Here is a 9,657-nt window from a genome sequence, read left to right as displayed (position 1 = left end):
AAATTTCCGATGCTGCGTACGCGTGCTCTTTTTGAAAGACGGTACACAGCATCCACATCCGTGGCACCACTAAGCACGTCGGAAATCCTCAAACTGGTAAAGATTTCGATGGATACCCTGGGATTACAGTCGGAAACAAGTTCCTCTAACACCCTGCCTATGTACGGCGCCGCCACCAGGATGGAGCTTTGCGCCTGCCGTGCTTTGTCAGAGAACCAGTCAGGTGTTTCTCTGGGGGAAAACACTGCCTGAGCCATAGTTTGCTCTCAACATGATATCCTCAGAAAAGAAGGCCTCTTTCACTTTGAACCCTTGCTCTCCCATGTCTGATAAACCAAATCTTTGGCTTTTCTCCGTCGCGCCCATGATGGACTGGACGGATCGGCATTTTCGTTATTTGCTGCGCCTTATCACCCGGCGAACCCGTCTGTATACCGAGATGGTGGTGGATCAGTCCATCCTGCTGGGCCAGCGCCCGAAGCTGCTGGATTTCAACCCAGAAGAGCACCCGGTGGCCTTGCAGCTTGGGGGCTCGGTGCCGGAAAAGCTGGCCGAGGCGGCTAAAATTGGGGAAGAGTGGGGCTACGACGAAATTAACCTGAACCTGGGCTGTCCCTCGGAGCGGGTGCAGGGGGGTGGCTTTGGGGCCTGTTTGATGCTCTCGCCCGACCTCGTGGCCGAGTGCATGGCGGCAATGCGCCAGGCGGTACGGGTACCCGTCACGGCCAAGCACCGGTTGGGGGTGGACGAGGTGGAGGACTACCGCTATGTGGCGCGTTTCATCGAGAAGCTGGCGGGGGTGGGCGTCGAGGTTTTTATTATCCATGCCCGCAAGGCCTACCTGAAGGGGCTTTCGCCTGCCGAGAACCGCACCGTACCGCCCCTGCGCTACGAGTGGGTGTACCGGCTTAAGCAGGACTTCCCCCACCTGACGATTGTGCTAAACGGGGGGGTGCGAAACCTCGAGGAGGCAGAGCATCACCTGGCGCGGGTGGATGGGGTCATGCTGGGGCGGGCTGTCTACGAAGACCCCTTTGTGCTCGAGCAGGCCGACTCCAGGCTATTCGGACTGGCTCACACCCCCACCCGCCTGGAGGTGGCCCGGGCCATGCTGGGCTATGCCGAGGCTCAGCTCGAGCGGGGCACCCCCCTCTGGGCCATTGCCCGGCACATGCTCAACCTGTTCAAAGGACAGCCCCAAGGCCGCTTGTGGCGCCGGTGGCTCTCGGAGCGGGCCTGCCGGCGGGGGGCTGGGGTGGAGGTGCTGCGAGAGGCCCTGGAGCAGGTGTGCCGGGGAACGCAGCGCCTCGAAAAAGCCGATATGGTGAGCGAATCAAAAGAACAGGCGGTCAGCTAGGTGCGGCCAGACGGGAACAGAAGAGCTTGCGGGCTAGACAGGAGCATACCGGCCTGCGCTGCACTGCACCAAGCCCTTAATTTCCAGCACCATCAGTGCCGAGAGGGTCTCGCTGGTGGGAAGGCCGGTGGTCTGGGCGAGGTCGTCGGGCAGGGCCTCGGAAAGCTCGAGCAAGGCCCGGTAGACCAGGGCTTCGGGGCCCTCGAGGGGTAAAGCCTGCTTTTGCGGGGCCCGCACCCCCAGCGCGTTCAGCACATCCTCGGTATTCATCACCAGCCCGGCCCCGTCCTGAATCAGCCGGTTGCAACCCAGCGAGAAAGCATCGCCGGGGCGGCCCGGTACGGCCAGCACGTCGCGGCCCAGCTCCGCCGCAAACCTAGCGGTAATCAGGCTGCCGCTTTTCTCCCCGGCCTCCACCACCAGCACAGCTCTGGCCAGAGCGGCCACAATGCGGTTGCGCCGGGGAAACAGCCCAGGTTGCGGGGGGGTTCCCAGCGGAAACTCCGAAAGCACGTGCATCTTTTCGGCCAGGGCGCGGTTCTGCGGGGGGTAGAAGCGATCCATGGCGCTGCCCAGCACCCCCAGGGTGTAGCCGCCCCCCTCCAGCGCGCCCTTGTGCGAGGCGGCGTCAATCCCCAGGGCCAGCCCCGAGATGATGCCCACGCCGGCCTCGGCCAGTTCGCGGGCTACCCTGTGGGTCCAGGCGGTGGCCCAGGGGCTGGCTTTGCGGGTGCCCACTACGGCAATGTTGCGCTCGGAAGGCGGCAGTTCCCCCTTCAGGTACAGCACCATTGGGGGGCTGTCCAGATGTTGCAGGGCCTCGGGGTAGTCGGGCTCCCATAGCCCAATCAGCCGCAGGCCCAGCCTGGCTGCCTGCTCACGCTCCTGCTCGGCCCGGCCCTCCTGCAAGGCTTTGGCATAACCTGAGGCAATCTCGCGGCCCAGCAGTTCGGCCACCGCCTCCACGCTCAGGTCGGTGGCAAGGGCTTGCCGCAAGCGGCTGGGGCCAATCTGGGGGGAGAGTGCAAGGGCCAGGGGGTCGGGCATAGCTCGCATCAGGATAGCGGATGGGGGAGGGCCTCGAGGTTCATCTATACTAAAGCGGTGACTGAAGGAACCACCTATTCCGGATTTGTAGCCGTGGTCGGCAAGCCCAACGTGGGCAAGTCTACCCTGGTCAATTCCATGCTGGGCGTGAAGATTGCCCCCATCAGCCCCAAGCCGCAGACCACCCGCAAGCGGGTGCGCGGCATCCACACCGAGGGCAACCGCCAGATTGTGTTTGTGGACACCCCAGGCTGGCACGAAGCCGCCGATGCCATGAGCGAGTACATGATTCGCCAGATTACCGAGGCCCTGGCCGAGGTCAACCTGGTGCTCTGGCTGGTGGACTTGCGGCACCCCCCCACCCGCGAAGACGAACTGGTCGCGCGGGCCTTGCGCCCCCTCAAGGAGCAGGTGCCCATCTTGCTGGTGGGAAACAAGGCCGATGCCGCGAAGTACCCCGACGCCGCCCTGCAAGCCTATGCCGAACTGCTGCCCGGGCTGGAGACCCGCATGATCTCGGCCCAGAATGAGCGCGATGCCAAGGCCCTGCGCGACGAGGTGCTGGCCCTGTTGCCTGAAGGCCCCTTCTTCTTCCCCGAGGACTACGCCAAGGGCGACCAGACCCCCGAGGAATGGGCCGCCGAGATTGTGCGCGAGGAAGCCATGAAGCGGCTCAAGGAAGAGATTCCCTACTCCATTGCCACCAAGACCGAGGAGTTCGAGCTTCGGGACAACGGTATGTTCTACATTCGGGTCAACATCTACGTCGAGCGCGAAAACCACAAGCCCATCCTGATTGGTTCAGGGGGGCGGATGCTCCGGGAAATTGGAGCAGCCGCGCGAAAGCAGCTCGAGGTTTTTCTGGCGCACAAGGTGTACCTGGACTTGCAGGTCAAGGTGTACCCCAACTGGCGCAAAGACCCCGAAGCCCTGCGGGAACTGGGCTACCAGTAGCCCTGTCTGCCTTTCAGACGGCATAAATCCCCGAAAACCCACTCAGCCCGCCGAGGGTTTGGGGGGGCTATCCCGAACCCCCAGTGGGACCGTGTTTTGCTGAGAAATCCGGCTGTACATGGTGTTGGCGATTGAGTAGGCAAACTGCTTCATGGTCTGGGCGTTGGGGCCTGTGTAGTGTTCGTCTATGGTCTGGAGGAAAAGCTCGAGCCAGCGCTGAAAGTGCTCGAGCTTGAGCGGCTTGCGGGCGTTGAGCATCAGGTGCTTGTACATCATGCCGCCCCGGTAGGCGCCGGTGCGCCACAGGATGTTTTCCCAGAAGTCGTGGATGGTGGGCAGGTGGTTCATTAAGTCCAGGCCTTCGAACAGGTAGCCAATCTGCTCGTCCTGGATAGCCCTGGCATAGAAGGTATCCACCACCACCGCGATGTCGGCTCGAGAGGCGATGTCGTTCACAAATCAAACCTTATGCTAACAAACCGCCCGGCTGTAGTGAGCAAAGCCCCGATTGGCTTAAGCCCAGGGAAGCTTAGTGCCGCTTGAGGTGGTTCTGGCCGTTTGCGTGGGTGGTGTGAGGTCTGACTACCGGGTGCCCATCCCAACCCCTCTGGTATCGAGAGCGGATGCTGGCCCGAACTCAAGACAGCGCCAAACGCCCGGAAAGAAAATATGTGAATGGCTGGTTGTCGATTAACGAGGAATTATCGTGCCCTTCAAAGACGTGGCCGCCTATCCAGGTGGCCACTGTTCTGTCCAGGACAAAGCTTTCTTCTACTCGAATGGCTCTAAATATGTGAAGAGCGCTCTAATGTGAAGAACCACGTAACATGTAGGCTTTTCAGGGCGCTGACCAAGTTATGAAATACGGGTTTTTGTGTTTGCATCGTCCTGAACAAGCGTTGCGAACCATTTTGGCCTTCCCCCAAAATAGGTGCACTGTTCTGGCTCCAGACGTTCTAGAATTGGCATGAATCTATGAAGCGGGACAGGGGCCTGACGCTGGTTGAAATCATCGTGGTGTTGGCGATCCTGGGTATTTTGCTGACGATTGGGCTGGGCTACTTCAACCCCGACCGCATCGCAGTTTCTCAGGCCAGCGAGGTCTTGTCCTCGCAGGTCACAAGGGCGAGGCTCGAGGCCATTCGCAACAACACCAGCGGCGGCATCATCTTCAACACAGAGGGCAATGGCAGCCTTCAGGTCTGGGTGCGTGATAGGAACGACCCAAATAACGTAAATAGCCGGGTTGTGCTTCAGACCATAACCCTAGGTCAGGGCGATTTCCCCAGGGTCCGCTGCCAATCTGCCACCGAGGTTACTTCCTCCACGACCACCACCAACTGCCCCAATGCCAGAACCTACAATTTCACCTTCGATGCCCGGGGGGTTCCGCAAGACCAGGGCCGCCTCCACATTGTGCTGACCAACTTTGCAGGTAACTTTCAGCGAACGGTTTGTATCAACCAGCAAGGCCGCAGTCAGGTGGTGAGTGGTACGTGTCCATAAGGGGTGGGGAGATGCGCAAGCCCAGCGGAATTAGCATCGTGGAGCTTCTGGTGGCGCTGGCCATTATTGGCATTGCCTTTGTGCCCCTGGTGCTGAGCCAGCTTTCCAGCCTGCGGGCCAGTGCCCAGACTGGACTGGCCTCGCAGGTCAAGGCTGCCGCTACGGCGGAGTTAGAGCGCCAGGCCGCTCTGGTGCTGCAAGTGGAGTCGCCCCCCTCCAACAACAACCTGCTCGACGACATCAGCGCCAACAAGAGCTTCTACTTCGTGGACTACTATTATTCTTGCCCCCAGGTCACAGCTTTGCCCTCGCCGCCCCCCAGCAACTCCTCCCGCACCGCCCTGCGCAGTGGCATCAGCTGCAACAACGGCAGCGGAACCACCACCAACCTGATTACCACCCGCTGGAGCGTGGCCCGTGAGTCCGGGTTGATGGGTGAAGGGCTGATCACCATCACTGTGACCGCTACCCACAGCCGGGGGCCTACCATCACCCTGGTCAACCGCATCAGTTGCTACGATGTGTATCCCTCGCCGACCTCGGACGCCCCCGCCCCTTGCCCCACCCCTTCAGGAGGCCCCTAGATGCGCAGGTGCGGCTTTACTCTGGTCGAACTGCTCATAGCCATGGGGATTCTGGCCGGAATCCTGACCCTGGTGGCGGTTTACTTTGGCGACCAGCGCGACCTGACCCAGCGCACCCAGAGCCGCAGCGAGGTGCAGGATCGGGTACGGATGGTGATGCAGATGGTCACGCAGGACTTGCAGATGGTGGGCTCGAGGGGCTTTGTCGACTCCAGCGGCAACCTCATTACCACGGTTTCCAGCGAGTGCAGTGGGGTCAACTGCCTCACCTCCACCAACGCCGGGGTGCCGGACGGCTTTGCTGCTCAGTATGTGACTACTTTGCGCGGCTCGGCCCAGGCCTGTCGTGCCGTTAGCTATGCCTTTAGCGGCAACACGCTCCAGCGTTCGGATGTGCCCTGCGGCAGCGCGGCCTCGCTGGTGGATTTGGCCCCCAACATCCTGGCCATGGATATTCAGTACCAGTGCAGCAACAACACCACTTCCAACACCGCAAGTTGCCCCTCGGGCAGCTACCCCCGCAGCGCGAGGGTCACGGTGATTGGACAGTCTGCGTCCACCGTTGCCAGCATCGCGGCCAACAGCTACACCACCGCCAGCGGTAGCACAGTCAACTGCCCGGCAGGGCGCATCTGCCTGGCGCTCACCCAAGAGGTCTTGATGCCCAACCTCAAAAACTGAGGCAGGAGGGAGCATGCGCCGGAAGTCTGGAATTGCCATTGTCGCCACCCTGGTCATTTTGGTTTTGGTGGGGCTGCTGGTGTTTGGCACCTTCTACACCACCCAAATAGAGCAGTTTGTGACCCGCAACGACGCCACCTCCACCCAGGCCAACTACATCGCCCAGGCCGGGCTGCAAAAGTACAAAACCGCGCTGTTTCAGAATTTTCGTTGGGCGCTGGGCCAGCCTGCGGCCAATGTAGGAGCCTGTGAGAACCCGCTGTACCTGGGCATTGATTGGGACCGAAACGGCCCTGGCCCCATGCAAACCTTCAACAGCCAGGGTCAGATGGTGTTCACCGAGAACGTCGCAGGAGGGCAGGCCACCGTCACCATCCGGCGCGATGCCAACGACCCCAACTACATGACCATAACCTCGGTAGGGCGGTTTGCCGGAGCACAGTCGAGCGTGCGGGCGGTGTTTAACCTGGCCAATGCGGGGCTGTTGCGCTATGCGGTGGTGGCGGGGGGGGTGCGACAAGAATCCATCAATGGAAATGCCCGGATTCGCGGCGGGGTTTTTATTGAGGGGGATCAAAGTAATCCCGAAAGAAGGGTTTTTGCGGGTAGCGGAAACCTCGAGATATCGAACAACTACGATTTAGCTGGTAGCCAGGGCAATGCCTTCCTGAGTTCTCGGGTAAGCCCTGTCCAGACGAATAATCTGTGTGCCTCGTTCCGTGTGCGTTGGGGAACCATCGGACTGACTGGTAGCGCAGGACTTGGTAGAAATGGTCAAAATTTAGTAGACATCAAGATAGGTGATCCCAGTCTGGTTCCCAATTATCCCTCGTTAGCCCTGGCTTACAACAACCAGGGAATCATACAGAACCAGACCTGCGCAAATGGTTTTTGCGCACCATTTGTTGGTCGCTACGATATTACCGATGCCGAGTCCCCCCGGTTTCCCAGGCTAGATGATTCCGGTACTTGTGGGGCGGGTTTGAGTTGGCGGACGTGCATTCGAAATGATGCGAGGGGCGTTATTCTTACAAGAGGGGAAGCTTTGCCACCCATGCCGACGACAGGCTTACCAACGGGGGCAACCTGGAGTGATGCGAATAGTTGCTCTTCATTTCTCAATCAAGCCACAATAACTCTAAACAACACGGCATATGACTGTAGGGTGGTGGTGGGATCTACCCCTATTGCGGGTTTTCGTTATCAGCCTAACGGACAGCTCGAGGTGTATGGCACCACCGTATTACAAGGCTTCAATATCGTTTTTGACCGAGCCATCAGCTACAGCGCATACGGCTATAACCAAACCGGTAACAGAGCAGCAGCTCTCTTACTGGAATCACGCAACGGCTCTGGTGGGAATATTACTTTTAATGCAAACTTCGGGCCTGACGGAACAGCACGCTTCCCCCAGCAGACCCTAGCCCTTTTGGCTGAGGGGAACCCGAACCCTAATGACAATTTCTCAGTTTTATATGGCAACAACAATGTTGCGGTGGCTGCTTTGATATATTCTGGGAAAACGTTCGCAATGTCTGGTTCGCAGTCCGCGTTGGCCGGAATGGCAATCGTGGAATCTTTGTGCGCTAACACAACGGGGAATGCTAACAATCGACAGTGTGGAGGACAGGGCGCTTCAGACATTTTCTATGTAGACCCTGGTTTCAACCTGCCGGGGGCGCTGGCCGCTATTCCCGGAACCAGGGTTGCAGCGTTCCAAATTCTCTCCTACGAGCGCTTCTAAGCGGTTGCTCTTAACCAAGCCAGCCGAGGTCTTGAAATCATCGGGAACTCGGATACACTTGCAGGCGGAGCAAGGCAGGCTGTAGAGCCTGCGGTATTCCGGCGTTCGGCAGGTGCGCTGCACCCAGGGCCGAAGGGGGGAGCCACTTTCGCCCACCCCGCGAGTTGGGAGGTATCCAAGTGGCAAACGGAGCAGTTTCAAACTTCCTCAAACACCATTTCCGTCACTTCAACGCGGCGACCCTGGTAGACGCTGCCGAAGCCTACCGGGCCCACCTGGACAAAGGCGGAGTGATGATGGTCACGCTGGCCGGGGCCATGAGCACCGCCGAGCTGGGCCTCTCACTGGCCGAGATGATTCGCCAGGGCAAGGTGCACGCCATTAGCTGCACCGGGGCCAACCTGGAAGAAGACCTGTTTAACCTGGTGGCCCACCACCACTACGAGCGCATCCCCAACTGGCGCGAACTCACCGCTCTGGACGAGCAGCGCCTGCTGGAAAAGCACATGAACCGCGTGACCGACACCTGCATTCCCGAGATGGAGGCCATGCGGCGTCTGGAAAAGGCCCTGCTGGAGGAGTGGGAGGCCGCCGACCGGGCCGGGGGGCGCTACTTCCCGCATGAGTTTTTGTACCGCATTATTCGTTCGGGGAAGCTCGAGCAGTACTATCAGATTGACCCCAAGGATAGTTGGATGGTGGCCGCGGCAGAGAAAAACCTGCCCATCTATGTGCCGGGCTGGGAAGACTCCACCACCGGCAACATGTATGCGGGTCACTGCCTGAATGGGGACATCAAAAACGTGCACACCGTGCGAACCGGCATCGAGTACATGATGGAACTGGCCAACTGGTACACACAGACCAGCAAGGCCCACTCCATCGGCTTTTTCCAGATTGGCGGGGGCATTGCCGGCGACTTTCCTATCTGCGTGGTGCCCATGCTGCACCAGGACATGCAGCGTCCCGATGTTCCGGTGTGGGGCTACTTCTGCCAGATATCCGACTCCACCACCAGCTATGGTTCGTACTCGGGAGCTGTGCCCAACGAGAAAATCACCTGGGGCAAGCTGGCGGTGGACACGCCCAAGTTCATGATTGAGTCGGATGCCTCGATAGTGGCCCCCTTGATGTTTGCTTTGGTGCTGGGCTGGTGAGCCTCTTGCTGCGTGGCTTCGCTGTTTTAGGTCTTTAGGCATAGTCTGAACCGGTCACGCGGGCGCCCCCTTGACAGCCGGGGGGACTGGGCCTTAGTGTTGGGGCCAATAGGTTCATTCAATAAACAGGTGGTTCATTCAATGAAACCCCTCGAAACCATTCCCACCCTCGAGCGTCCCCTGTACCTGCTGGGGTTTTTCAGCGAGGAGCGACCCTACTGGGGCCTCTCGGAGCTGGCCCGGGCGAGCGGCTGGCCCAAGGCTACCTGCCTGCGCAGCCTGCGGGCGCTCGAGCAGCATGGCCTGCTGGTGCGCGACAACGACCGCTACCGCCTGGGCACGCGATTGTTGCACCTGGGCACCCTGGTCAAGGCCGCCTATCCGGCTCGCCAGGTGGCCCTACCGCTGATGCAGGCCCTACGCGACGCTACAGGCCAGTCTGTGCAGTGGGTGGTGCGGGATGGGCTGGAGGGGGTGTACCTGGAGGTGGTGGAGGCTCGCTCGAGGGTGCGCCTCTACATTGCGCCGGGGAGGCGAGCGCCCCTGTATGCGGGGGCTTCCACCCGGCTACTGCTGGCCTTTGCGCCGCTTACAGTGCGGGAGGGTATCTTTCAGGGTGAGCGTAAG

At 60.1% G+C, this 9,657-nt stretch carries 11 protein-coding genes; 8 read left to right on the top strand and 3 right to left on the bottom strand.

Features of this window, described 5'->3' with window-relative positions:
- Positions 1–257 (bottom strand): hypothetical protein (locus NZN28_RS12785; protein WP_295398733.1); only part of this gene is annotated, 257 nt, incomplete at its 3' end.
- 65 nt (positions 258–322) lie between these two features.
- On the opposite strand from NZN28_RS12785, the gene dusA reads away from it, so the two are divergent.
- Positions 323–1,357: a tRNA dihydrouridine(20/20a) synthase DusA gene (gene dusA, locus NZN28_RS12780; RefSeq protein WP_295398732.1), complete on the top strand. Its 1,035-nt coding sequence runs from the start codon at positions 323–325 to the stop codon at positions 1,355–1,357.
- 33 nt (positions 1,358–1,390) lie between these two features.
- Here dusA and dprA read toward each other — a convergent pair whose 3' ends face one another.
- Positions 1,391–2,404, bottom strand: coding sequence for a DNA-processing protein DprA (gene dprA / locus NZN28_RS12775; protein WP_295398731.1), 1,014 nt, complete (start codon positions 2,402–2,404; stop codon positions 1,391–1,393).
- Positions 2,405–2,461: 57 nt separating this feature from the next.
- On the opposite strand from dprA, the gene era reads away from it, so the two are divergent.
- Complete coding sequence (gene era / locus NZN28_RS12770) at positions 2,462–3,358, top strand: GTPase Era (RefSeq protein WP_295398730.1); 897 nt, start codon at positions 2,462–2,464, stop codon at positions 3,356–3,358.
- A 42-nt stretch (positions 3,359–3,400) separates the two neighbouring features.
- Here the strand turns inward: era and NZN28_RS12765 are convergent, their stop codons facing one another.
- The gene (locus NZN28_RS12765) at positions 3,401–3,814 is read right to left on the bottom strand and encodes a group III truncated hemoglobin (RefSeq protein WP_295398729.1); all 414 of its coding nucleotides are present in this window, start codon (positions 3,812–3,814) and stop codon (positions 3,401–3,403) included.
- 519 nt (positions 3,815–4,333) lie between these two features.
- Here NZN28_RS12765 and NZN28_RS12760 point away from each other — a divergent pair.
- The 6 genes from NZN28_RS12760 to NZN28_RS12735 form a co-directional block, all read left to right on the top strand.
- A complete protein-coding gene (locus NZN28_RS12760) occupies positions 4,334–4,864 on the top strand; it encodes a Tfp pilus assembly protein FimT/FimU (protein ID WP_295398728.1) in 531 nt (176 codons plus the stop codon).
- An 11-nt stretch (positions 4,865–4,875) separates the two neighbouring features.
- Positions 4,876–5,448 (top strand): type II secretion system protein, encoded by a 573-nt coding sequence (locus NZN28_RS12755; protein WP_295398727.1) that lies wholly within the window; start codon positions 4,876–4,878, stop codon positions 5,446–5,448.
- Positions 5,449–6,129, top strand: a complete 681-nt coding sequence (locus NZN28_RS12750) for a type II secretion system protein J (RefSeq protein WP_295398726.1) — start codon at positions 5,449–5,451, stop codon at positions 6,127–6,129.
- Positions 6,130–6,142: 13 nt separating this feature from the next.
- Positions 6,143–7,873 (top strand): hypothetical protein, encoded by a 1,731-nt coding sequence (locus tag NZN28_RS12745; RefSeq protein ID WP_295398725.1) that lies wholly within the window; start codon positions 6,143–6,145, stop codon positions 7,871–7,873.
- A gap of 179 nt (positions 7,874–8,052) precedes the next feature.
- Positions 8,053–9,030, top strand: a complete 978-nt coding sequence (locus tag NZN28_RS12740; RefSeq protein WP_295398724.1) for a deoxyhypusine synthase family protein — start codon at positions 8,053–8,055, stop codon at positions 9,028–9,030.
- Positions 9,031–9,171: 141 nt separating this feature from the next.
- Positions 9,172–9,657 (top strand): helix-turn-helix domain-containing protein (locus NZN28_RS12735; RefSeq protein WP_295398723.1); only part of this gene is annotated, 486 nt, incomplete at its 3' end.

This window comes from Meiothermus sp., assembly GCF_025056915.1.
In the GTDB taxonomy this organism is placed as follows: domain Bacteria; phylum Deinococcota; class Deinococci; order Deinococcales; family Thermaceae; genus Meiothermus.
Note: the sequence above shows the minus strand (reverse complement) of the source record. Positions and strands in the feature narration are given on the sequence as shown.

Excerpts from the sequence above, each read along its gene's own strand:
- NZN28_RS12745 (WP_295398725.1), top strand. The coding sequence starts at position 6,143 with ATGCGCCGGAAGTCTGGAATTGCCATTGTCGCCACCCTGGTCATTTTG.
- dusA (WP_295398732.1), top strand. The coding sequence starts at position 323 with ATGTCTGATAAACCAAATCTTTGGCTTTTCTCCGTCGCGCCCATGATG.
- dprA (WP_295398731.1), bottom strand. The coding sequence starts at position 2,404 with ATGCCCGACCCCCTGGCCCTTGCACTCTCCCCCCAGATTGGCCCCAGC.
- NZN28_RS12750 (WP_295398726.1), top strand. The coding sequence starts at position 5,449 with ATGCGCAGGTGCGGCTTTACTCTGGTCGAACTGCTCATAGCCATGGGG.
- NZN28_RS12760 (WP_295398728.1), top strand. The coding sequence starts at position 4,334 with ATGAAGCGGGACAGGGGCCTGACGCTGGTTGAAATCATCGTGGTGTTG.
- NZN28_RS12755 (WP_295398727.1), top strand. The coding sequence starts at position 4,876 with ATGCGCAAGCCCAGCGGAATTAGCATCGTGGAGCTTCTGGTGGCGCTG.